This is a genomic window from Kocuria sp. PD6 (assembly GCF_031844145.1).
GTDB classification, from domain to species: Bacteria; Actinomycetota; Actinomycetes; order Actinomycetales; family Micrococcaceae; genus Kocuria; species Kocuria marina.
In genome coordinates, this window is sequence record NZ_JAUZUS010000002.1 from 197,310 (window position 1) to 220,911 (window position 23,602).

Sequence of the window (23,602 nt, forward strand, 5' to 3'; positions counted from 1 at the left end):
CCGGGGTCGCGCGGGGCGCGATCACGGCTGCTGCGGCTTCACGAACGGGAAACTCAGGACGTCGCGGATGGTCGTGGCGGTCATGAGCATGACCAACCGGTCCAGCCCGATCCCCATGCCACCGGCCGGGGGCATGCCCACCTCCAGGGCGTCCAGGAAATCATTGTCCACCTGCATGGCCTCGAGGTCCCCCGCGGCGGCCTTGAGCGACTGCTCCGTGAGCCGGTGGCGCTGGACCACCGGGTCGGTCAGCTCGGAGTACGCCGTACCGAGTTCCATGCCGTTGACCACCAGGTCCCAGCGTTCCACGAGCCCGCCCTCGGAGCGGTGGGGTGCGGTCAGCGGGGAGGTCTCCTCCGGAAAGTCGCAGTAAAACGTGGGGAACACGGTGTGCGGTTCCACGAGCTCCTCATAGAGGCTCTCGAGCACCGCCCCGGGGCCCATGCCCGGACCGATCTCCACGTCGTGCTGCTCGGCCACTGCGAGCAGGGTCTCGAAGTTCGACTCGATCGAGATCCGCCGTCCCACCGCCTTGCTCACCGCATCCGTCACGGCGATCACGGGCCACGGCCCGGACACGTCGGTCAGCACGGGCGTGGCCTCGGTGTCGTGCACGCCGTACAGGGGCAGCACCTGGGTACCGTGCAACGCCTGGGCCACCGTCTTGATCATCGTCTCGGTCAGCTCGCGCATGACCGTGTAATCCGCGAACGGGTGGTACACCTCGAGCGCGGTGAACTCCGGGTTGTGGGTCGCGTCCGCGCCCTCGTTGCGGAAGTTGCGGGCCACCTCGAAGATGGGCCCGCTGCCCGCCACGAGCAGTCGCTTGAGGTACAGCTCGGGTGCGATCCGCAGCGTGAGGTCCATCCCGTACGCGTTGATGTACGTGCGGAACGGGCGCGCCGAGGCCCCACCGTGCACCGTGTTCAGCACCGGTGTCTCGACCTCGCGGTAGCCTTGCCCGGTCAACACGCGGCGCACGGTGTCCACCGCGAGCGAGCGCTGACGCAACAGGTCCATCCTGCGCGGGTGCACCAGGAGGTCCATGGAACGCTTGCGCAGCCGCTGTTCTGGGTTCTCGAAACTGCCGAACGGGACGGGCTGCAGCGCCTTCGCGGCCATCGTCACCCGCTCGGCGAGCACGGACTCCGTGCCGGTGCGGGACACACCCCAGTGCCCGTCCACCACCACGAGATCACCCACGTCCACGTTGGGCCGGATCGCCGCCCAGGACGCGTCCACGCGCTCGCGGTCCACGAGCACCTGCACGGTCGCGCCGCCGTCGGTCAGGTCCAGGAAGCTCACGCCTCCGAAGTCGCGGAACCTGCGGACGCGCCCGCTCGCGCGCACGGCCGACGACGCCGCGGCGTCGCCCCGGCGCGCGAGCACCGCAGCGAGGGGCTCGGCCTCCGCGAGACCCACGGGGTACGGGTCGATCCCCGCGTGGGCCAGGGCACGCGCGTGCCGCATGCGGTGGCGGGTCTGCTGCGAGCGCTTGGGGGCCAGGGCGCGCATGGGTGCGGGTCCGTGGTCGATCGCGCGCACCGCGGCGAGTGTTTCGGCGTCGAGCTGCGGCTGCGACCCCGTGCGCACGAACACCGCGGGCAGGAACCCCTCCACCTGGGCCGTGGCGGCCGCCATGCGGGGCAGGGACAAGAAGCCGTCGAAGCACGCGTAGCGGGGTACCCACTCGGGCAGGTACTTGGCGTTGGCCCGGTACAGGCTCTCGAGCTGGAAGAACCGGTCCATGAAACCCAGCACCGAGGAGTTGAAGCGGGTGACCACACCGGCACCGAGCTTCTCGGAGTCCTCGAAGACCCCGCGGAACATCGCGAAGTTCAAGGAGACCTCGCGGATCCCGTGGGACGCCCCGTAGTCCATGAGCTCCGAGACCATCAGTTCCGTGGTGCCGTTCGGCGCCTGGGGGCTGCGCCGCATCACGTCCAGGGACAGTCCGCGCCGACCCCACGGGACGAACGAGAGCAGGCCCAGCGCCGCGCCGTCGCGATCGCGGGCAATGACGAGCATGCAGCGACCGTCCGCCGGGTCCCCCCAGCGGTTGAGCGCCATGGAGAACCCGCGGTCCGGTTCGTTCCCGCGCCACTCGTCCGCGAGCCGCCCCATGCGCTCGAGCTCCTGCGGGTCGAGGTCCTCGTGCCGGGCGATCTCCACCGTGAGCCCGGCCCGGCGGGCATGCCGCACCGCCCGGCGCACCGCGGTCATCGAGGAGTTGGCCAGGGAGAAGCGGTCGGGATGCAGGACGGCCTCGTCCCCCATGACCAATACGCTCATTCCCTGAGAGGCATACACCCGTGCACCCCGTTCGGAGGCCGAGGTGACGGCCGGGAGTAGGCCGTAGTGATGCGTGCGCGCGAGCCAGCGTTCCACGGCGTTCGTCCACGCCGCGGGGTCCCCCACCGGGTCACCGGAGGCGATCGCCACCTGACCCACCACCCGGAAGGTGACGCATGCGCGTCCGTCCACGGAGAAGACCGAGATCTTGTCGCGGCGGGTCGCGAAGTACCCCAGGGAGTCCTCGTCACCGTACTGCGCGAGCAGCGAGCGCACCGCGATCTCGTCCCCGGGCCGCCACGACGCGGCACGGGAGGACGAGCGCAGGAAGATCAGCACCGCGAGCACGATCGTCAGGGCCAACAACACGGAGGTCAGTTCGGGGAGCCACGGCGGGACCGTGCCGTGGAAGTGTCGCCGGGGGCCCGCCCAGCCGAGGCTGCGCACGAGGGCTTGGGCGAGGACGTTCCAGTCGTCGATCGCCGAGTTCGTCGTGACCAGTAGCACCGCGTGGGTGGCCATGATCGTCAGGACCACACCGCCCACGAGGGTCCCCAGGGCGGCCATCGCACCGCGCGGGGCCGTGCGCGCGGGGAACGCCGGGCGCAACCACCACAGCAGGCACAGCGCGGCGATGCCCACCACGATGGCCACGACGTCCAGGGTCACGAACACCACGGAGGGGATGGGCCCGTGATTGGGGACCTCGGGACCCATGGCCCGCAGGACCTCCTGGAACACGGACCACAGCACACCTACGATCTGGGTGATCGCGACCGTGGCCAGCGCGATGCGCTTGCGGCGCACGAGCGCACCGGTGAGCAACCCGAGCACCACCACGGAGACGAGCGAGGGCGCCACGGGGATGTTGAGGGTCCCGAAGAGCAGGGTGGGCAGCGGATTGATGCGCACCACCCAATGCAGCAGGAGCAGGACCACCCCCACGAGGGTGGCCACGGCGAAGACCCACGTGAGGATCCTCGCCCACCGCCGTTGCGTCGGCGTGGTGGTGCTGAGCTCGGGCACACGGCAACCGTGCGCGAGCTGGGCGTCAACCATCAACTTCCCCTTACGGGCCCGGCGAGCGTCGCGCGCGGCGCCGATGTACCTATGCTGTTTTTCCGTACGGCTACCCATCGGTTATGTCTTATTCCGCCGGGCTTCGTACTGCACACAAGATACGTGGGGAATCTCTGGAAACGAGCAATTCGCAATGGCGTTCTTCGAGCTGAACGGGTGGCCCCTGTTCATCATCACCGTGATCTTGGCCTTCCTGGCGCTGGCATTCACCGTCGTGGTGCTGCCACGGCAACGCCGGCCGGGAATCCTCAAGTACGTGATGCAATTTGTGTGCGTGGCGCTCGTGTCCCTGTTGGTGCTGGTGGGGATCTTCCTCAAGATGAACATGGACAACCAGTGGTATTCCAGTTGGGGGGACCTACTCTCCGGCGGTGGCGGCCAGGTGGCCGTCACGGATGTGGGTGCCACCGCCGCGGCGGCCAAGCCCATCAAGGACCTGCCGCACCGGGCGTTCAACGCCATGCAGACGAACCCCACGCAGAACGCGTTCTTCGGGTCCCAGATGGATCCCAACAACACGTCAGGGCAGTGGGTGAATCTGAAGATTCACGGACCGCAATCCGGCATCACGCAGGAAGCCACCGTCTGGTTGCCGCCGTCCTACATGACACAACCGCAGCGGGCGTATCCGGTGATCACCGCTTTCACCGGTTTCCCCGGGGACGTGAAGACCTATACCAAGGCCATGGACATCGCCCAGCACATTCGTTCGCGGGTCAACAGCGGCGCCATGCGGGAAGCCATCGTGGTGATCCCGAACGTTTATCCCGGTAACAACGACACCGAATGCGTGGACAGCAACAACGGTCAGTGGGAGAGCTATGTGAGCAAGGACGTGGTCTCGTGGATCCGCGGCAATCTGCGGGTGTCCACGGACCGGGAAGCCTGGAGCACGTTGGGCTACAGCGCCGGTGGTTGGTGCTCGTCCATGTTCGCCGTGCGTCACCCGGACGTCTGGGCCAGCAGCGTGAACCTGGCCGGGTACTTCGCCCCCACGTACAGCAAGGGCCAGCAGTGGAAGACCACGGATCCTCGCTCCTACGACCTGGCCTCGGTCGTGGCCCGGGACAAACCGGACGTGAAGATCTGGTTCTTCTCCGGCGGTGAGGACACCATCTCGGTCGACGCGGTGCGCAAGTTCGCGGCGTCGGTGTCCCCGCCCACGACCCTGGTGTCCAACATCTCACAGAGCGGCGGTCACCGCGTGGCGCTGTGGGAGGCTCAGCTGGATCCGTCCCTCGAGTGGCTCGGCCGCACGTCCCCGGCCTTCGCGCCCGTGAGCGCCTGACCGGCACGGCGTAGATGAACACCCAGGAATACGCGCTCAGCGTCCTACTCACGGCCCTGGGTGGTTTCGACCCCGCGCCCATGCTCATCCTCGCGGCAGCTTTGGGCGCGGGGATCCGGAAACGGCACATCATGGGCTCCGCCGCGGTGCTGCTGGGTGGCACCGCCGCGTGGGGCATGACCCTGACCCTGCTCGTGGGTCCCGGTCTGAAGCGCGTGAACTGGTGGGAACTCATCCGCCACGGCAGCATCTCGGCGTGGATCGAACTGGTCCTCGCCCTGGCCATCGGCGGCTACGCCGTGTGGCGGGTGGTGGCGGCGCGGCGCTCCCGGGGCCGCGACACCCCCGAGGAGAAGCCCGCCACGAGTCCGTGGGCCCTGTACGTGACCGCGGTGATCTTCGTGGGCATCGTGATCTTCGATCTCCCGTTCGACGTGCACGTGGCCACCGGCGCCTCACAACCCCCGTCCCACGCGGTGGCCGGATGGATCGCGTGGTCCCTCATCAGTCAGTTCCCCCTGACACTTCTGATGCTACTGACGATCCTGGGGAAACAGCAGCGGTTTTCCCGGGTCATGCGCAGGGCGTGGGCCGCCGTGTCCCCGTGGGTCAACCGGCTGGTCACCGCGGTGCTGGGCCTCGCGGCGCTGCTCATGCTCCTGGACGCCGGGGAGTTCCTGCTGGTGGGCCACTTCCTGGTCCAGTAAGGCGCGCCAGGTGTCCGCGGAGCGCGGGTGGGGCGTCAGATGGCCTGTTGCGAGGCCGTCACCGGGAGGCCGGCCTTGAGCCGACGCCGCCGGTCCGCCTTCTGGCGCTTGACACCCGCGAGCGCGAGGAGACCTCCGATCACGGCCAGCGCGGCCGCCACGAGGGCCGGGGAGCGGTAGCCGAAACCGGCGGAGATCACCGCACCACCCAGCAGGGCCCCGATCGAGTTGGCCACATTGAACGCCGCGTGGTTGAGCGATGCGCCCATGAGCTGGGCGGGCCCCGCCGCCGTGATGAGCCAGCTCTGGATGCTGGGCATGATGAACGAGTTGGCCAGTGCCATGAGGAACCCGGCCACGAAGATCCCCACGGGGGATCCCGCGAGCGCCCCCACGAGCAACAGTGCCGCGGTGAGGGCCGGGAAACCCACGGCCATGGTGCGCCGGGCACTGCGGTCCGCGCTGATCCCGCCCAGGATGTTGCCCAGGGTCATGCCGATTCCCACGACCGCGAGCAACCACGGGATGCCGGCGCCGGACAGCCCCGCCAGCTCACGGCTCATCTGGGTCAGGTAGCTGTAGATCGCGAAGAACCCGCCGAAACCGATCCCCGCGATCCCCATGACGATCCACACCTGCGGTAGCCGGAACGCCCGCAGTTCACGGCGCCGGTTCGCTCCGACCACCCGGTCCTGGTGGGGGACGGTCAGCCACACGCCGATCGCAGTGACCGCGAAGACCACGGCCACCACGACGTATGCCATACGCCAGCCGTAGGCCTGACCGACCGCCGTCATCACGGGGACACCTACGACGTTGGCGACCGTGAGCCCCGATAAAGCAAGTGCCACACCCTTGGCCTGGTTCCCCGGACCCATCACGGTGGCGGCCACGAGGGACGCCAGACCGAAGTATGCGCCATGGGGAATACCCGCGAGGAACCGCATCACCAGGAGGGACTCGAACGTGGGCACGATTGCAGAGGCGAGGTTGCCCATGAGCAGTGCCGCGGCCATCACGAGCAGCATCGTGGTGCGGGAGGATTTCGCGGCGAAGAAGGAGATGACCGGGGCCCCGACCACGACACCTATGGCATACGCGCTCACGAGCCACCCGGCGCGTGCGATCCCGGTCTCGGAGGACACACCGTAGAGATCGGGCAGGAGGTTCTGGGCGATCTGGGGCAACAGTCCCATGGACGCGAATTCCGTGCAGCCGATGCCGAAACCGCCCAGAGCCAGGGCGAACAGCGCGAGTCTGCGACGGGCGGGGGTCAACTGGGACATGGACGCGCGACCTTTCGAGGATTCGCAGGTGGGGCTCCCCAGAGGGATGCGGGTGAGTGGCCGGAGAGGCCGTGGCGATCGGTCCGTGGCCTATGACAGCGCACCGCGCAGGCGCTCGTAGCGGGTGAACCGCGCGGGCGGACCATTCGGGCAGCACCCGGGCGGGCACAGAAACACCGCAACACGGTGCACGCGCGATTTATTCACGAGCCCGCGCACGTGTGGGTGAGGTCACGATCGTGAACTGTCCCCACCCCGTGTACGAAAGTTATCCACAGGTGTGGAGAACCTTGTGCATATCGCGATCGACATGTCCCCTACGGGGCAGTCCTAGCGCGCTGTCGCGGTATCCACAGGGGTGTTCACAGTTGTGGAATTACACATCTGTAAGTTGTTAACAGGTGTGGACAACCCCTGTGGACAGCCATTGGGACGCCCGGATCAGAGCGCGATCCCCGACCCGGATCCGGCGGAACGGGAGAGCTTTCCCTGCTTGCGGCCGGGCCCGGTCAGAGTCGGCGACGCAGCCCCGGCAGCATGGCGAGCGCCACGAGACCACCGGCGATCAACCCGCCCACGTGCGCCTGCCAGGCGATGCCGCCCACCAGGAAACCGAAAGCCAGGTTGATCGCGATCAACACCGCGATGGGCGTGATGTTGTTCTTGAAGTGGCGCATGAACACGAACATGGCGCCGAAGAGCCCGAAGACGCCGCCGGACGCCCCGATGACGAGCACCCACGGATTACCGAGCAACAGCACTCCCACGGATCCGCCCAGCACGGACACCACGAACAGGACGGCCATCCGCCAGGTCCCCAGCAGCGGCTCGAGCATCCGACCGAAGAGATAGAGCGTGTACATGTTGAGCAGTAGGTGCAGTGGCGAGGGCAGCGCGTGGACGAAACCGCTCGTGAGCATCCGCCACGGCTGGGTGTCCGTGAGCGAGGGAGCGTATCCCAGGATGCTCGTCAGGCTGTAGGGCGTGAACAGGCTCGTGAGCCACTGCAGGCCCCACATGACCACGCAGATCCCGATGAGCGTCCACGTCACGGGCATGCCCCCGACGCGCTGGGGGCTGCGACGACGGCGCGGCGCAGCGCCGTCGTACCCGCCGCGTGGCGCGCCACCCGGGTGGGCGGACTGCTGACCGTGGACGTACTGCCCGTACCGCGGGGCGGGAACGGGCGCGCCGCTCCACGGGGCGGGACCGTCCGGGGCGCCGGCGGGCCGTCCGTAATCCGGCGGGTCGTCGGGGTGGTGGGTCATGGTCATCCTCCGGGAGTGGGCGGGGCGGCTGGACGGGGCTCGAATACGGACGAAGCCCACCCGGGGACCGGGTGGGCTTCGTGCCGGGCGTGAAAGCTGCGGGTCAGAGCTTCTCGATGTCGATGGAGGTGATCACGCAGTCCTCCACGGGACGGTCCTGGCCGCCGGTGCGCACGTTGTTGAGCTCGTCCACGACCTTCTTGGACTCGTCGTCCGCGACCTCACCGAAGATGGTGTGCTTGCCCTGCAGCCACGTGGTGGGCGCGGTGGTGATGAAGAACTGGGAGCCGTTGGTGCCGCGGCCGTTGCGGGTACCGGCGTTGGCCATGGCCAGCATGTACGGGGCATTGAAGTTCAGTTCGGGGCTGATCTCGTCGTCGAAGTTGTAGCCCGGGCCGCCGATGCCCTGGCCCAGCGGGTCCCCGCCCTGGATCATGAAGTCCTTGATGATGCGGTGGAAGACGACGTCCTTGTAGAGCGGGCCGTTCTGCTTCTCACCCGTGCGGGGGTCCGCCCATTCCTGGGTGCCGTCCGAGAGACCCACGAAGTTCTTGACCGTCTTGGGCGCGTGGTTGCCGAAAAGGTCCACCACGATGTCCCCGTGGTTGGTGTGGATGGTGGCCTTGTGCGTGGCGATAGCGGAAGTCATGATTCACATTGTGGCACGGCGTCCTCGGGGCCGACAGAACGCTCCCGAGGTGTTCAGCGCACAGTGAAAAGGGCTGGGGTGTCACTTTTCCCCGGGAATCCCGGGGTTGTCAGACCGTATGCTGAAGGTGGAGATTTTACGGTCACCACTGTAGGAGGGACACACAATGAGCTTGTTCAAGAGCAAGGCCCAGAAGCAGACCGAGCACGCCCGGAAGAACGCCGAGTCCAAGGTCGTCAGCGCTGGGGACTGGCTCTCCAGCGAGATCGGTGAGCTCGGGGAGAAGTTGCAGCACGGCGTGCAGGCGGGTGCGTCCGCCCTCGCGAGCGGTGTGGAGGCCACGGGCCCCTACGTCCAGGACGGTCTGGGCAAGGCGCAGAACCTCGGTGAGGACATCAAGCACCGCGGCGAGAAGGCCAAGACCGCCGGTGCCGCTGCCGCCGCCCCCCTGGCCGCGAAGGCCGCCAAAAAGACCGCCGAGGGCCGTGCCATGGCGCAGGACAAGTACTCCGGTGCCGTGGCCGCGCTGGCCTCCAAGGTCGCCCACGCGGACACCTCGGACCAGTTCGACGCCCTCGTGGCCAAGCTGACCGGTGACAAGAAGACCGTCAAGCGCATCCAGAAGGCCGCGAAGAACTCGGCCAAGGAATACGCCAAGCAGCAGAAGAAGGCCCAGGGTGGCCACAAGGGTCTGCTGCTCCTCGGTCTCCTCGCCGCCGGTGGCGTGGCCGGTGTGGCCGCGTGGCGCGCGTCCCGCCCGGTGCAGGACCCCTGGAAGACCCCCGTCACGGCCTCCCCGCGTGTATCGGCTTCCCCGGTCAACACGAACTCCACGGTCGCCGCCGGCACCGGTGTGAAGGTGGACGACGTCAAGGACCCCACCTCCTCCGCCCAGAAGGCGGGCACCGCGTCCCAGGCCGCCCACCGCGCCTCGGACAGCGTGAAGTCCGTGGCCGAGGACGCCAAGCAGACCGTGAACGAGGTCAAGGAGCAGATCAAGGGCTCCAAGACGGACGACATGGGCACCCCGGACAACCGCTCCAAGCACAACCCGGGCGATCCCAAGCACTGAGCCGGTTCTCGCGCGTCGACCGCGCGTGACCCGCACGACGACGGCGCCGCATCCCTTCGGGGGTGTGGCGCCGTCGTCGTACCGGAATGAACACACGAACCCGTGCGTGGCGAGCGCACGGGCCGTGCAGGGAGACCCTCGGCCCCGTGCGGTGGGACTCAGGAGAAGATGTCGGAGACCGTGTCCCACATCTGGTAGACGCCCAGGATGATGAACAGCACGGCGCAGACCACTAGGACCGCATTGGTGAACACACCGTTGCGCCAGCGCTTGGGCGTGCGGGACGTGTTGAGCAGTCCCAGCAGCGTGACCGCCAGGAACGGCATGAACAGCGCCCCGAGCACGCCGTAGAGCAGGATGAGGAACACGGGCCGGTCCAACAGGAGCAGGAGCATGGGCGGGAACGTGAGCCACAGCAGGTAGAACTTGAAGTACTTCCCGCCGTTGCGGGTGTCCGGGTGGCCGCTGGGCTTCTTGCGGATGTTGCCCCAGTAGTCCGCGAACATGAGGGACACCCCGGACCACACACCCACCACGGAGGAGAACGAGGCCGCCCAGAACCCCACGAGGAACGCGATGCCGATGACGTCCCCGTAGCGGTCGCGCAGCACCCGGTCCAGATCCAGCAGGCCCTTGTCCCCGGCGCTGATGGCGTAGCCGGCGGAGTAGAGGACCTCGGCACCCACCACGAGCATCGCGAGCACGAAGATACCGGTCACGGTGTAGGCCACGGTGTTGTCGAGCTGCATCACGCGCATCCACCGCGGTTGGTGCCAGCCCTTCTCCCGCAGCCAGTAACCGTAAGCCGCGAGGGTGATCGTGCCGCCCACGCCGCCGGCCAACGCGAGCGTGTACACCACACCGCCCTGCGGGATCACGGGGATCAGCCCGGTAAGCATCTGAGGGATGTTGGGCAGGGTGATGATCGCGAGCCCCACCATGACCAGGAACATGATCCCCACCATGGCCGCGGTGATCTTCTCGATCACCGCGTAGCGCCCCGCCCACACGATCACGAACCCGATCAGGCCCATGAGGATGGCCCACGCCCATAGGGGCAGGATGGGGAACAGCGCGGCGAGCGGCAGGGCGGAGGAGGACATGGCCGTGGCGCCGTACACGAATCCCCAGATCAGGATGTACGGACCGAAGTACCAGGACGTCCACCGGCCCAGGGAGCGCCAACCCTCGAAAATGGTGCGCCCGCTCGCGAGCGAGTACCGACCGGCGCCCTCCACGAGCACAATCTTCATGATCGTGCCCGCGATGACCGCCCACAACAGGGTGTAGCCGTAGCGGGAGCCGGCGGTCAGCGTGGCCACCATGTCCGCGGCACCCACGCCCGTGGCCGCCACCACGAGACCGGGACCGATCAGCTGCCACCGTTTGACCTTCTCCAACGACTCATCGGGGTCGATGGACGGAAGGGGTTGCAGCAGGGTCTTGTCGCGCATCGGGGGGCTCCACACTTCGGGCATGAATCAGGTCACAGTTGTGCTCATGCAGTCTTTCACGCCGGGTGCGCCACACTCCTTCGGTGGCGAAGTATGGCTGGTGTGTCCCCGCCGAGGACCGGGGACGCGCACGCCAGGCCGGGGACAGGAGGAACCGGGCCAGGACGAACCGGATGAGAGCGGATGAGCACGGACCAGGAACAGGCCCGGCACGAAGGAACCCCCGGGGACCGGCGCTGCGGTCCCCGGGGGTTCTCGGGTGTGGAGCCTAGGAGATTCGAACTCCTGACATCCGCCTTGCAAAGGCGGCGCTCTACCAACTGAGCTAAGGCCCCGTGTTCAATTGTGGTGCTGATCCTGCAGAACGCGGATCGCGGTACCGGGACGGTCAGTCCACGGGGTCCACGGCCGAATTCCACGCCTCTCGTTTGGCTTCCGCCTCGCGCCAAGACTTGAAGGCTGCCACGGACAAGCCGGCCAGTGCGGCCAGGGCTGCGATTCGTGCCTTCATGGGGACCCTCCGAACGAGATCATCTCGTGGTTGGCGGGAATTCGATGGGTGGGCGTACCAGGAATTGAACCTGGGACCTCTTCGTTATCAGCGAAGCGCTCTAACCGTCTGAGCTATACGCCCTCAGCGTGCACCGCCAGAATTGTCCTCTGATCGGCCACGCCAAGACTTTACCGGAGTTTCATCCGCCGCACAAAATCGGGCGGACCGCGGGATCAGTCGTCGGTCAGGGTCACCCCGATGCCACCGATCAGGGACGCCGCGATGTTGTACACGAGCGCCCCGAGCACAGACAGCACGGTCAGCAGGATGACGTTGACCACGGAGATGATCGTGGCGAACAGGGCCACGTTGCCGAGCGAGAGGAACCGCTTGATGTCCGCTCCCCCGGCGCTGCCGCCGAGCATGGACAGCAGTTCGTTGATGCCGTCGAACAACCCGGTGAGGCTCAGCACGATCCACAGCACCAGGGACGCCACGACCGTGATGATCCCGAGCGCCACGGAGAGCAGGAAGGCCAGCTTGAGCACGGACCACGTGTCCACCTTGGACACCACGAGCCGTGCGCGGCGCACCTTGGCCCGGGGGGCGGGTCGCACGAGTCCCTTGCCGGAGCTCTTGGCGCTCTGCGGGGACGGCTTCTGGGGGGAAGAAGTCTTCACGGGCTGGCCCGCCTTCGAGGCTGAGCTCGCGCTCATGCGTCACCTCCGTTGTCGTTGTGCTCCAACGCTACTGCATCGTCGTCACCGACCGGCGCAGCGGCGTCGGCACCGTCCTGGCCCGCGGGGACGTCCGCGGTCGTGGCTTCGGGGGAGTCCGTCGTGGAGCCGGGGGCGACGTCGCTCGGCCCGGTGGCCTCGGCGGCATCCTCCTCCGCGACCTCCTTCTCGATCTCCCGCTCGGCGTTGCGGGCGACCCCCACGATGGCGTCGTTGGGACCCGGCTTGGCGAAGATCACACCCATCGTGTCACGGCCGCGGGCGGGGACCTCGCTCACGTTGGAGCGCACGACCTTGCCGCTCTCCATGACCACGAGCACCTCGTCGTTCTCGCCCACGATCAGCCCGCCCACCTGGCCACCGCGGACCTCGGCGAGTTTGGCAACCTTGATGCCCAGGCCACCACGGCCCTGCACGCGGTACTCCTGGACGCTCGTGCGCTTGGCGTAGCCGCCCTCGGTCACCACGAACACGTAGGAGTCGTCGCTGACCACGTTGGCGGAGAGCAACTCGTCCCCGGGGCGGAACTTCATGCCCGTGACACCGGAGGTCGCGCGACCCATGGGGCGCAGGGCGTCGTCGTCAGCGGTGAACCGCAGGGACTGGCCCAGGCGCGAGATCAGCATGACGTCGTCGTCGGTGTTCACGAGCATGGCCGAGACCAACTCGTCGTTCTCGCGCAGGTTGATCGCGATCACGCCTGCGGAACGATTGGTGTCGTAGTCCGTGAGCCGCGACTTCTTGATCAACCCGTTGCGGGTCGCGAGCACGAGGTACGGGGCGTCCTGGTAGGAGTGCAGCTCCATGACCTGGGCGATGCGTTCCTCGGGCTGGAACTCCATGAGGTTGGCCACGTGCTGGCCCTTGGCGTCCCGGCCGGCCTCCACGAACTCGTAGGCTTTGACGCGGTAGACGCGCCCGAGGGTCGTGAAGAACAGGATCCAGTTGTGGGTGCTCGTCACGAAGAAGTGCTCCACGACGTCGTCGCCGCGCAACTGCGCGCCCTTGATGCCGCGGCCACCTCGGTGCTGAGCGCGGTACTCGTCCGCGCGGGTTCGCTTGACATAGCCGTCGCGCGTGATGGTCACGACCACCTGCTCCTGCGGGATGAGGTCCTCCATGGAGACGTCCCCGTCGAAGCCGTAGAGCACCTCGGTGCGGCGGTCGTCACCGTAGTGGTCCACGATGCCCTGCAGTTCCTCCGAGATAATCTCGCGCTGACGCTCCTCGGACGCGATGATCGACTCGTACTCGGCGATCAACCGCTGCAGCTCGGCGTGCCGGTCCTGGATCTTCTGCCGTTCGAGCGCGGCCAGGCGGCGCAACTGCATGTTGAGGATCGCCTGGGCCTGGGCCTCGTCGATCTCGAGCAGCTCCATAAGCCCGGTGCGTGCCTGCTCCACGGTGGGCGAGCGCCGGATCAGGGCGATGACCTCGTCCAGGGCGTCCAGGGCCTTGAGCAGGCCGATCAGGATGTGCGCTTCCTCCTGCGCCTGCTTGAGGCGGTACGTGGTGCGCCGGACGATGACTTCCATCTGGTGGGTGACCCAGTGGTGCACGAACGCGTCCAGGGAGAGCGTCCGGGGCACCCCGTCCACGAGCGCGAGCATGTTCGCGGAGAAGTTCTCCTGCAACTGCGTGTGCTTGTAGAGGTTGTTGAGCACGACCTTGGGTACGGCGTCCCGCTTGAGCACGATCACCAACCGCTGACCCGTGCGCCCCGAGGTCTCGTCGCGCATGTCGGCGATGCCCTGGACCCGCCCTTCCTTGACGAGGTCCGCGATCTTGATGGCCAGGTTGTCCGGGTTGACCTGGTACGGCAGCTCCGTGACCACGAGGCACGTGCGGTTGTGGATCTCCTCCACACTGACCACCGCGCGCTGCGTGATGGAACCACGACCGGTGCGGTAGGCCTGTTCGATGCCCTTGTGGCCGAGGATCTGCGCCCCGGAGGGGAAGTCCGGACCCTTGATTCGCTTGATGAGTTCTTCGAGCAGGGTCTCGCGGTCCACGTGCGGGTTCTTGAGGTACCACTGCACGCCGTCCGCGACCTCGCGCAGGTTGTGCGGGGGGATGTTGGTGGCCATGCCCACCGCGATGCCGGAGGAGCCATTGACCAGCAGGTTGGGGAACCGCGCGGGCAGCACCACGGGTTCCTGCTGCTTGCCGTCGTAGTTGTCCTGGAAGTCCACGGTGTCCTCGTGGATGCCCTGGACCATCTCCATGGCCAGAGGCGCCATCTTGGTCTCGGTGTACCGGGGGGCCGCAGCGCCGTCGTTACCGGGGGAACCGAAGTTGCCCTGCCCCAGCGCGAGCGGGTAGCGCATGATCCAGTCCTGGATCAGTCGCACCAGGGCGTCGTAGATCGCGGAGTCACCGTGCGGGTGGTAGTTGCCCATCACGTCGCCCACCACGCGCGCGCACTTGTTGAACGAACGATCGGGGCGGTAACCGCCGTCGTACATTGTGTAGAGCACCCGCCGGTGCACGGGCTTGAGACCGTCCCGCACGTCCGGCAGCGCGCGCCCCACAATCACCGCCATGGCGTAGTCCAGGTAGGAGCGCTGCATCTCCGTCTGGAGATCGATCTGCTCCACGCGGTCGCCCGTGATCGCCACCTCGTCGGTCACGACGCCGTCGCCGGCCTCGGGTGCGCCCTGCGGGTCCACGGGGCCGTTGCCGTCCTGCGTCTCGTCACTCATGGGTTGCTGTTTCCTTCTCTCGTTCCCGGGATCATCGTTCATACTCGCGCCGGAATATTCCGGGCGTCACATGATCAGATGTCCAGGAAGCGGATGTCCTTCGCGTTCTGCTGGATGAACTCGCGGCGGGACTCCACGTCCTCGCCCATGAGGACCGAGAACACCTGGTCCGCCGCGGCGGCGTCGTCCATGGTGACCTGCAGCAGCGTGCGGTGCTCCGGGTCCATGGTGGTCTCCCACAGCTCGGTGTAGTCCATCTCGCCCAGACCCTTGTAGCGCTGGATGCCGTTGTCCTTGGGCAGCCGGCGGTTCTCCGCGAGACCCTTGGCCAGGGCGGCATCGCGCTCCGCGTCCGAGAACACGTAGTCGTGCGGCGCGTTGGACCACTTGATGCGATACAGCGGCGGCTGCGCGAGGTACACGTACCCGTGCTCGATGAGCGGACGCATGAACCGGAACAGCAGCGTGAGCAGCAGGGTGGTGATGTGCTGACCGTCCACGTCCGCGTCCGCCATGAGCACGATCTTGTGGTAGCGGGCCTTCTCGATGTCGAAGTCGTCACCGATCCCCGCGCCGAAGGCTGTGATCATGGACTGCACTTCCGCGTTGGACAGCGCCCGGTCCAACCGGGCCCGCTCCACGTTGAGGATCTTCCCGCGCAGCGGCAGGATCGCCTGGTGCGCGGGATCGCGGCCCTGCACGGCGGAACCGCCCGCGGAGTCACCCTCCACGATGTAGATCTCGGAGACCGTGGGGTCCTTGGACGAGCAGTCCTTGAGCTTGCCCGGCATGCCCCCGGACTCCAGCAAGCCCTTGCGTCGTGTGGTCTCGCGTGCCTTACGCGCGGCCAACCGCGCCTGGGACGCGTAGATCGCCTTGCGAATGATGTCCTTGGCCGGGTTGGGGTTGCGCTCCAACCACGCCCCGAACAGGTCGAACATCTCGCGCTGAACGAAGGTCTTGGCCTCCGAGTTGCCTAGCTTGGTCTTGGTCTGCCCCTCGAACTGGGGTTCCGCGAGCTTGATCGAGATCACCGCGGTGAGCCCCTCGCGCACGTCCTCGCCCGTGAGGTTGTCGTCCTTGTCGCGCAGCAGCCTGTTCTCCCGCGCGTAGCGGTTGATGAGCGTGGTCAGCGCGGTGCGGAAGCCCTCCTCGTGGGTGCCGCCCTCATGGGTGTTGATGGTGTTGGCGTACGTGTGCACGGACTCGTTGAACGCCGTGGTCCACTGCATGGCCAGCTCCAGGGACATCTTCTTGTCCGGGTCGTCCACCTCGAGCGAGATGACGTCGTCGTGGATCAGATCGACCTTCTTGGCCGAATTCAGGAACGTGACGTAGTCCAGCAACCCGTGCTCGTAGCAGTAGACCACCCGGCGGGCGCCCGCGTGGGCGTGGACAGCGGCGTCGTCCGCGCCGGCCGTCCCTCCGTCCTGTCCCTCGACCGGACCGGAGGCGTCCACGGGGGACTCCCCCGCGATCTCCTCGCCGGTCTCGTCCGTGACGCGCTCGTCCGTGAGCGTGATCCGCAGACCCTTGTTGAGGAACGCCATCTGCTGGAACCGCGCCCGCAGGGTCTCAAAATCGAAGTCCACGGTCTCGAAGATCTCGGGGTCCGGGTAGAAGACCTGGGTGGTCCCGGTCTCGTCCGTCTGCTCGCCGCGTGCGAGCTCACCCTGGGGGTGGCCGCCGTTCGCGAAGCTCATCCGCCAGACGTAGCCCTGCCGACGGACTTCGGTGTCCACACGCCGGGACAGGGCGTTGACCACCGAGATGCCCACGCCGTGCAGACCGCCGGACACGGCGTAGCCACCGCCGCCGAACTTGCCACCGGCGTGCAGGATGGTCATCACGACCTCCACGGTGGGCTTGCCCTCCGTGGGGTGCATGTCCACCGGGATGCCGCGGCCGTTGTCGCTCACGCGCACGCCGCCGTCCGACTGGAGGGTCACCTCGATGTGGTCGCAGTACCCCGCGAGCGCCTCGTCCACCGAGTTGTCGACCACCTCGTAGACCAGGTGGTGCAGGCCGCGGGGGCCAGTGGAACCGATGTACATCCCCGGGCGCTTCCTGACCGCCTCGAGGCCTTCCAGAACGGTGATGTCGCTCGCTCCGTACTCGTGCTGTAGGGGATCCTCTGTAGCCACGGGGTCTCCGGTCCTCCTGCGTAATCGATGGCGATCATCACCCGACCCATATGAATACAGCCGATGAGACGGCTCGCGGCTCATCGGCTGGCGGGACGGAAAGATCTTTGGCTTCCCATTCTACCGCATGAAGCGCTGGACGGCCCGCAGACGCCCCGGAGCCCCGCCGCGCTGGGTGGACCCATTTTCGGGGTGCGGTGCGCCTCGCGCGCTTCTGGCGCGTTTTTGACGATTTCAGCTCACCCGTAGGTGTCCCGCGGCCCCCTGCCCTGCACCGACCAGCGCCCCCGTTTCCAGCTCGGCCCCACGGGACCGTGGATCTCGAGCCGCGTGACGATCCCCTCCCCCAGCTTGTCCGAGAACTTCCTGATGATCTGGGGTTGGATCAACCGCAGCTGGGTCGCGTAGGCCGTGGAGTCGCAGCGCACGCGCACCACGGTGTCCTCGAAACTCTCGGGCCACGTGTGCTCAGCGTTGCGCGCACCCACGAGGGACGGCCAGTCCGCGAGCACACTGCTCACGTTCACGGGCGTCTTCCAGCCCCTGTGGGTCATCAGCGCGTCCACCACGGTGGACAGCGCTCGGGGGTCCCGCGCGGAACGCCCCGGTCCCGAGAAGCCCCCGAGCTGCCGCGGATCCACGCCGTAGCGGTCCCGCGCGCGCAATGCCGGGGAGCCCGTTCCCTCCTCCATGGCCGTGCCGAAGGCGCGCATGTTCTTGGCCGCGGCCGCCTTGGACAGGGGCGTGTCCCCGCGGTCGCGGGCGGCCTTCCGGGCCCGTTGCAGGGCCACGGCCGCCGCGTCCACGACGTCGCGATGCACGGGCTCGCTCACGGCTGCTCCGCCTGGGGAGCGTTCTGGTTCCCGCCGGACCCGGGCTCGGGTCCGGACTCGGGCTCGGGCTCGGCCGACGACGCTGCGCGGTTCCATACCGCCCCCGGCTCCACCTCGATCACCGTGGGCGAGTCCTCGAGCAGCGCCGCGGGTAGGTCCTCGTCCACCGCGGCGGTCACGAGCACCTGCTCGGCCTGCCGCACGAGCTCGGCCAGGCGGCGTCGACGGCGCGCGTCCAGTTCCGCGAACACGTCGTCCAGGATCAGCACGGGCGCCGAACCCCGGGCCGGATCGTCGGCGAGGTGGACATACCACGAGCCCAGGCGGAGGGCCAGGGCCGTGGACCAGGTCTCCCCGTGAGACGCGTAGCCCCTGGCGGGGGTGTCGCCCAGCCGGATCACGAGGTCGTCCCGATGCGGTCCCACCAGGGTGATCCCGCGATCCCGCTCATGACGTGCCATGCGCTCGAAAGCATTCATCATGAGCTCGTAGAGGTCCGTGACCGAGAAGTGTTCGAGCGCTTCCTGATCGGCACCGGGTGCCACGGACGAGCTCTCGTAGCCCAGGGACACGTGCTTGGGTCCGTCCGTGAGCTGTTGGTATGCCCGGTCCACCTCGGGATCCAAAGCCTTGAGCAACTGCAACCGCGCACCCATCACGGCCGCGCCGGCGCGCGCGAGCTGGTCGTTCCACACCGCGAGCGTCGCACGATCCGAGTCCGAGAACCCCCGGGAGCGCCGCGCCGATTTCAGCAGGGCGTTGCGCTGCTTCAGCGCCCGGTCGTAGTCCGAGCGCGCGGCACCGAGCACCGGCCGCATGGCCGTGGCGAGATCGTCCAGGAACCGCCGCCGGTGGGACGGATCCCCCTTGACCAGGGTCAGGTCCTCCGGGGAGAACAACACGGTGTGCAGGGTCCCCAGGGCCTCACGGGCGCGGACCGGGGCCGCCCGGTTGATCCGCACGCGATTGGCCCGCGCGGCGTTGAGTTCGTACTCGAGGACCGTGCGCTGTCCCCCGCGGTTGACGCGTACCCGGATGATCGCCTGGTCCGATCCCGTGGTGATGAGCGGTCCGTTGCCCGAGACGCGGTGGGAGCCCAGGGTCGCGGCCCAGTCGATCGCCTCCACGATGTTGGTCTTGCCCACACCGTTGGGTCCCACGAACACCGTGAGACCCGGGGCAAGTGGGAGGTCCAGACCGGGGTAGGTCCGGAAGTTGGCGAGCGACAGGTGGTCTACGAACACACGATCACTGGTTGGGCAGACGCACCGGCATGAGCAGGTACTTGTAGTCCACGCTGTCCTCGCCGTCGGGCTCGCTCTGGGCCGAGAGCACGGCCGGCTTCGGAGGGGCCGTGAACGAGAACCGGACGTAGTCGGAGTCGAACGCGTGCAGTCCCTCGGAGAGGTAGGTGGGGTTGAAGGCCACGGTGATGTCGTCCCCGTTGAGCTGGGCGTCCAGAATTTCGGACGCTTGGGCGTCCTCCCCGGTTCCCGCGTCGAGCGCGACCCGGGACTCGCTGAACGCGAGCCGCACGGGGGTGTTGCGTTCGGCTACGAGGGACACGCGGCGCACCGCTTCCACGAGTTCCGAGGTCTTCACCACGGCGGTGATCGGTGTGTGATCCGGGAACAGCGAGCGGATCTTGGGGTACTCGCCGTCGATCAGCAGGCTCGTGGTGCGTCGTCCGCCGGATTCGAATCCCACGAGTTCCGTGTTCTGAGCGAGCGCGATGTTCACGTCCCCGGAGGATCCCAGGGTCTTGGCGATGTCGTTGAGCGTCTTGGCCTTGATCAGGGCCGCCGTGGAGATCGTGGGATCGGAGGGCCGCCAGGTCAGTTCCCGCATGGCCAGCCGGTAGCGGTCGGTGGCCAGCAGGGTCATCTTCTCGCCCTCGATCTCCATGCGGATACCCGTGAGGATCGGCAGGGTGTCGTCCTTGGACGCCGCGATGTTGACCTGTGCCACGGCGTGCGCGAACTCGTCCCCGGCCACGACGCCGGACAGGTCCGGCAGTCCGGGCAGCTGGGGGTAGTCGTCCACGGGCATGGCCGCGAGGTTGAATTTGGCGGAACGGCACGTGAGGGTGACCTTGCCGCCGTCGGCCTCGAGCTGCACGGGAGCGGAGGGCAGCGAGCGGCAGATGTCCGCGAGCAGACGACCGGAGACCAGGGTGGTGCCCTCCTCGAGGACGTCCGCGCTGATGGTCAGGCGCGCGGAGATCTCGTAGTCGAAGCTTGCGATGGACAGCGAACCGTTCTCCGCCTTGATGAGCAGTCCGGACAACAGGGGGACGGGAGGCCGCGGTGACAGCGAACGGGCAGTCCAGGTGACTGCTTCAGCCAGTACGTCGCGCTCGACCGAGAACTTCACGGGGTGCCCCTCTTTGGTTCGGAACCGAAGTGTTTTGTCTGCATGGTATCCGGCTGCGGGGACGTCATCCGAACCCCCGGATCGTCAGGTTCGGACAGGATCCGCCCGTGGCGGTTCCTGGATTCTTGTAATTACAGAGATCCCGGGGACCCGTTCGGCCGGGAAGAACCGGATTTTTGTTATTCGGTCGATCTTTTCTTAAGGGGTAGAAGTGTTAATAACCCCTGTGGACTCTGTGGATAACTGCCTGTTCCTCAGGAATCCTGCGGTTCGAGGGTGTTGATCCGGTGTGGACGATTGTGGATTGCCTTGTGCGTGCCGAGTGCACAACTTCCGCGTGATTCCGCGGATTCCACAGGCTCGCCCACCGGTACGCGGCGGTTGTCCACCACCTGTTCTGCGTTGTCCACAGATTTTTCCACACGGCGCTGAACAGGACTGTGCACAGCGCGTCCACACCCCCGAATTTTCCTGTGCACCGTGGGCGGCGAAAGCAGTGGATCTGCAGGCTCGGCCTGTGGACGAATCACAAGAAGAACGGGCCCCCGGAACCGTGTTCCGAGGGCCCGTCTCCGGGTGTCGCGTGATCGGGGCGGGTCTTAGCCCTCGCGCGATTGTTGTTTGATCCGGTTGGTCAGCTCCGTGACCTGATCGAAGATCTGTCGGCGTTCGGCCATGAGCGTGCGGATCTTACGGTCCGCGTGCATGACCGTGGTGTGGTCCCGCCCGCCCAGTTCCTGACCGATCTTGGGCAGGGACATGTCCGTGAGTTCCCGCAACAGGTACATGCCGATCTGGCGCGCGGTCACCAGGGTGCGCGTGCGGGACTTGGACTTCAGCTCGTCCAGGGTGATGTTGAAGAACGCGGCGGTCTGTCCCAGGATCGAGGCCGCGGTGATCTCCTGTCCCCCGTCGTCGGTGATCAGATCCTTCAGCACGAGCTCTGCGAGCGGGAGATCCACCGGTTGCTTGTTGAGGGACGCGAAGGCCGTGACCCGGATCAACGCCCCTTCCAGTTCGCGGATGTTGGTGGAGATGTGGGAGGCGATGTACTCCATGACATCGTCCGGGGCGTCCATCCCCTCGCTGATCGCCTTCTTACGCAGGATCGCGATCCGGGTCTCGAGCTCGGGCGGCTGCACGTCCGTGATCAGTCCCCACTCGAAGCGGGAGCGCATCCGCTCGGCGAAGCCCGTGAGCTGTTTGGGCGGCATGTCCGAGGTGATCACGATCTGCTTCTCGTGATTGTGCAGCGCGTTGAAGGTGTGGAAGAACTCCTCCTGCGTGTGCTCCTTGCCCGCGAGGAACTGGATGTCATCGATCAGCAGCAGGTCCACGTTGCGGTAGATGCCCTTGAAGGACGAGCCCTCGTCGTCGCGGATGGAGTTGATGAAGTCGTTGGTGAACTCCTCCGAGTTCACGTACCGTACGCGCAGTTTGGGGTAGAGCCGCTTGGCGTAGTGCCCGATCGCGTGCAGCAGGTGGGTCTTGCCGAGACCCGAATCCCCGTAGATGAACAGCGGGTTATATGCCTTGGCGGGGGTCTCTGCGACCGCGAAGGCTGCGGCGTGGGCGAACCGGTTCGACTGGCCGATCACGAAGGAGTCGAAGACGTACTTGGGGTTCAGTCGGGCGGAACTGTCCCATTCCGAATCCGCCGGGCTGGTGTCCGAACCGTTGCCGGTGCTGAGCACCTCGCGCTGTTGCGGCACCGGGGGCGCGGCTTCGGGTAGGCGGCGCGGGGGCAGATCGTCGTACTCGCCGGCGCCGTCGCCGGGCTCGGTGGTTGCCAGGCCGGCCGGGGAGCGCGGGACGCTCTCGCCCGACGGCGCATCGCGGCCGGGAGCGGGCTGGAAGGACCCGGGCGTACGTTCGGCTTCGAGCTCGTTGAGCGAGGGGATGGTGCGGTCGGAGGACCGCGCGTCGGTCGCGGCGCGCGTGGTGGGCGGCTGGACCTCGAGCTCGGGGTCCACGACGAATGCCACGAGCGTGTCCGCTCCCAGGACCCGGCCCACGCTCTCGTCCAGGATCTCGGACATGGGGCGGTTCTGCAGGAATTCCCGCGTGGCCTCACTCGGGACCGCGATCAGCAGCGTGGTGCCCATCAGGCCGCGGGGTTCACACACCGCGATGGTCCCGCGTGCCCGTCCCGTGACCCGCGGGTTCTCGTTCATGACGCGGACGCACTCTGCCCATTGCTCGAGCAAAGCCCTGTTGTCCTGCTGCATGAACGACTCCTGACGTGAGATACGGGGAAGCCCCAGTTTTCCACAGACTTGTACACAGCGGTGGATAACCTCGTGGGGGCGGCCGCAAACCTCAGCCTAGAGCATGGTTCCGGGCTCGTCATAGCCCGTTGGAGCCGGTGCACAGAACTACAACTGTGTAGTTCCCACCTGGGGATAACTCGCTCCGGCGGGGTGTGATCCGGCGCTTTTCCACATGCTCCCGGGAGGCGGTGTACACACTTGTGGAGGGACGCGGCCGCCCGTCTGGCAACCCACCGGACCGCCGATCGTAGTGTGCGGCAATTTGACCGGTGTGGCCCTTTTGACTACTGTGAATCAGTCTTGTGCGTGTAGGATTGCGATTTCTGCGCGTCCGCATGCCCCCAAATACGTACCGCGTGCGTCCCCTGTGATCCGTCGCAGTTGGCGCGCCGTTGTCCAACCTCGTGGAGTGACTAATGCCCAAGCGGACTTTCCAGCCCAACAACCGCCGCCGCTCTCGCAAGCACGGCTTCCGTGCTCGCATGCGCACCCGTGCCGGCCGCGCCATCATCGGTGCCCGCCGCAGCAAGGGCCGCGCCAGCCTGTCGGCCTAACTCATCGTCAACTCGCGAGGTTCGCATCGTGCTGCCCACCAGGCATCGGATGCGGACCTCGGCGCAGTTCTCAGACACCGTACGTTCCGGCGCCCGCAGTGGCCGCCGGAACGTCGTCGTATCCGTGCGAAGCACCACGGAGCAGGCGTCCCGCGTGGGGTTCATCGTCTCCAAGGCGGTGGGCAACGCCGTGGTCAGGAACAAGGTTAAGCGCCGCCTGCGTGAACTCGCTGCCGTGACCGTCCGCGAACACCCGGCCGGGCTCGACGTCGTCGTCCGTGCTTTGCCCGCGGCCGCCGCGGCAGGGTGGGACGAACTGGGGCGTGACTACCACGACGCCCTGCACGCCGCGCTGCGCAAGGCGCGATGACCTCCCCGTTGCGTACGCGGCGGATGCCGT

General features: G+C 67.2%; 18 protein-coding genes and 2 tRNA genes. 5 read left to right on the plus strand and 15 right to left on the minus strand.

Annotated features, from left to right (window positions below; translation table 11 throughout):
* Window positions 1-21: 21 nt before the first annotated feature.
* Window positions 22-3,351, minus strand: a complete 3,330-nt coding sequence (gene lysX / locus Q9R22_RS02435) for a bifunctional lysylphosphatidylglycerol synthetase/lysine--tRNA ligase LysX (protein WP_131332074.1) — start codon at window positions 3,349-3,351, stop codon at window positions 22-24.
* Window positions 3,352-3,505: 154 nt separating this feature from the next.
* Between lysX and Q9R22_RS02440 the strand changes: the two genes are divergently transcribed.
* Both Q9R22_RS02440 and Q9R22_RS02445 read left to right on the plus strand, forming a co-directional pair.
* Window positions 3,506-4,660 (plus strand): esterase family protein, encoded by a 1,155-nt coding sequence (locus Q9R22_RS02440; RefSeq protein WP_131332073.1) that lies wholly within the window; start codon window positions 3,506-3,508, stop codon window positions 4,658-4,660.
* A 14-nt stretch (window positions 4,661-4,674) separates the two neighbouring features.
* The gene (locus Q9R22_RS02445; protein WP_131332072.1) at window positions 4,675-5,367 is read left to right on the plus strand and encodes a hypothetical protein; all 693 of its coding nucleotides are present in this window, start codon (window positions 4,675-4,677) and stop codon (window positions 5,365-5,367) included.
* A gap of 35 nt (window positions 5,368-5,402) precedes the next feature.
* Here the strand turns inward: Q9R22_RS02445 and Q9R22_RS02450 are convergent, their stop codons facing one another.
* The 3 genes from Q9R22_RS02450 to Q9R22_RS02460 form a co-directional block, all read right to left on the minus strand.
* A complete protein-coding gene (locus Q9R22_RS02450) occupies window positions 5,403-6,653 on the minus strand; it encodes an MFS transporter (protein ID WP_131332071.1) in 1,251 nt (416 codons plus the stop codon).
* Window positions 6,654-7,162: 509 nt separating this feature from the next.
* A complete protein-coding gene (locus Q9R22_RS02455) occupies window positions 7,163-7,921 on the minus strand; it encodes a rhomboid family intramembrane serine protease (protein WP_242670538.1) in 759 nt (252 codons plus the stop codon).
* A 103-nt stretch (window positions 7,922-8,024) separates the two neighbouring features.
* On the minus strand, window positions 8,025-8,570 hold the full coding sequence (locus Q9R22_RS02460; protein WP_064845494.1) for a peptidylprolyl isomerase: 546 nt from the start codon (window positions 8,568-8,570) through the stop codon (window positions 8,025-8,027).
* A 166-nt stretch (window positions 8,571-8,736) separates the two neighbouring features.
* Here Q9R22_RS02460 and Q9R22_RS02465 point away from each other — a divergent pair, with 166 nt between their 5' ends.
* Entirely contained in the window at window positions 8,737-9,642 is a 906-nt protein-coding gene (locus tag Q9R22_RS02465) for a hypothetical protein (protein ID WP_131332070.1), read from the plus strand.
* A 158-nt stretch (window positions 9,643-9,800) separates the two neighbouring features.
* Here the strand turns inward: Q9R22_RS02465 and Q9R22_RS02470 are convergent, their stop codons facing one another.
* The 11 genes from Q9R22_RS02470 to dnaA form a co-directional block, all read right to left on the minus strand.
* Window positions 9,801-11,096, minus strand: coding sequence for an Nramp family divalent metal transporter (locus tag Q9R22_RS02470; RefSeq protein ID WP_131332069.1), 1,296 nt, complete (start codon window positions 11,094-11,096; stop codon window positions 9,801-9,803).
* A 262-nt stretch (window positions 11,097-11,358) separates the two neighbouring features.
* Window positions 11,359-11,431 (minus strand) — tRNA-Ala (locus Q9R22_RS02475).
* Window positions 11,432-11,484: 53 nt separating this feature from the next.
* Window positions 11,485-11,607, minus strand: a complete 123-nt coding sequence (locus tag Q9R22_RS02480; protein ID WP_255359867.1) for a hypothetical protein — start codon at window positions 11,605-11,607, stop codon at window positions 11,485-11,487.
* A gap of 49 nt (window positions 11,608-11,656) precedes the next feature.
* Window positions 11,657-11,730, minus strand: a tRNA-Ile gene (locus tag Q9R22_RS02485).
* Between the two features lie 92 nt (window positions 11,731-11,822).
* Window positions 11,823-12,305, minus strand: a complete 483-nt coding sequence (locus Q9R22_RS02490; protein ID WP_035962792.1) for a DUF3566 domain-containing protein — start codon at window positions 12,303-12,305, stop codon at window positions 11,823-11,825.
* Window positions 12,302-15,028: a DNA gyrase subunit A gene (gyrA, locus tag Q9R22_RS02495; protein WP_131332068.1), complete on the minus strand. Its 2,727-nt coding sequence runs from the start codon at window positions 15,026-15,028 to the stop codon at window positions 12,302-12,304. Before gyrA ends, Q9R22_RS02490 begins: the two co-directional genes overlap by 4 nt.
* A 74-nt stretch (window positions 15,029-15,102) precedes the next feature.
* Window positions 15,103-17,172 (minus strand): DNA topoisomerase (ATP-hydrolyzing) subunit B, encoded by a 2,070-nt coding sequence (gyrB, locus tag Q9R22_RS02500; RefSeq protein WP_131332067.1) that lies wholly within the window; start codon window positions 17,170-17,172, stop codon window positions 15,103-15,105.
* A 239-nt stretch (window positions 17,173-17,411) separates the two neighbouring features.
* Complete coding sequence (locus Q9R22_RS02505) at window positions 17,412-18,005, minus strand: DUF721 domain-containing protein (RefSeq protein WP_064845489.1); 594 nt, start codon at window positions 18,003-18,005, stop codon at window positions 17,412-17,414.
* Window positions 18,002-19,249 carry a DNA replication/repair protein RecF gene (recF, locus tag Q9R22_RS02510; protein ID WP_131332066.1) on the minus strand — a complete coding sequence of 416 codons (1,248 nt, stop codon included), beginning with the start codon at window positions 19,247-19,249 and terminating at the stop codon, window positions 18,002-18,004. The genes Q9R22_RS02505 and recF overlap by 4 nt, the downstream gene beginning before the upstream one ends.
* 4 nt (window positions 19,250-19,253) lie before the next feature.
* Window positions 19,254-20,378: a DNA polymerase III subunit beta gene (dnaN, locus tag Q9R22_RS02515; protein ID WP_064845488.1), complete on the minus strand. Its 1,125-nt coding sequence runs from the start codon at window positions 20,376-20,378 to the stop codon at window positions 19,254-19,256.
* A 599-nt stretch (window positions 20,379-20,977) separates the two neighbouring features.
* A complete protein-coding gene (gene dnaA / locus Q9R22_RS02520) occupies window positions 20,978-22,606 on the minus strand; it encodes a chromosomal replication initiator protein DnaA (RefSeq protein WP_131332065.1) in 1,629 nt (542 codons plus the stop codon).
* Between the two features lie 458 nt (window positions 22,607-23,064).
* Here dnaA and rpmH point away from each other — a divergent pair, with 458 nt between their 5' ends.
* A complete protein-coding gene (gene rpmH, locus Q9R22_RS02525) occupies window positions 23,065-23,202 on the plus strand; it encodes a 50S ribosomal protein L34 (RefSeq protein ID WP_035962803.1) in 138 nt (45 codons plus the stop codon).
* Between the two features lie 28 nt (window positions 23,203-23,230).
* On the plus strand, window positions 23,231-23,572 hold the full coding sequence (gene rnpA, locus Q9R22_RS02530; protein WP_311254007.1) for a ribonuclease P protein component: 342 nt from the start codon (window positions 23,231-23,233) through the stop codon (window positions 23,570-23,572).
* Window positions 23,573-23,602: the final 30 nt, after the last annotated feature.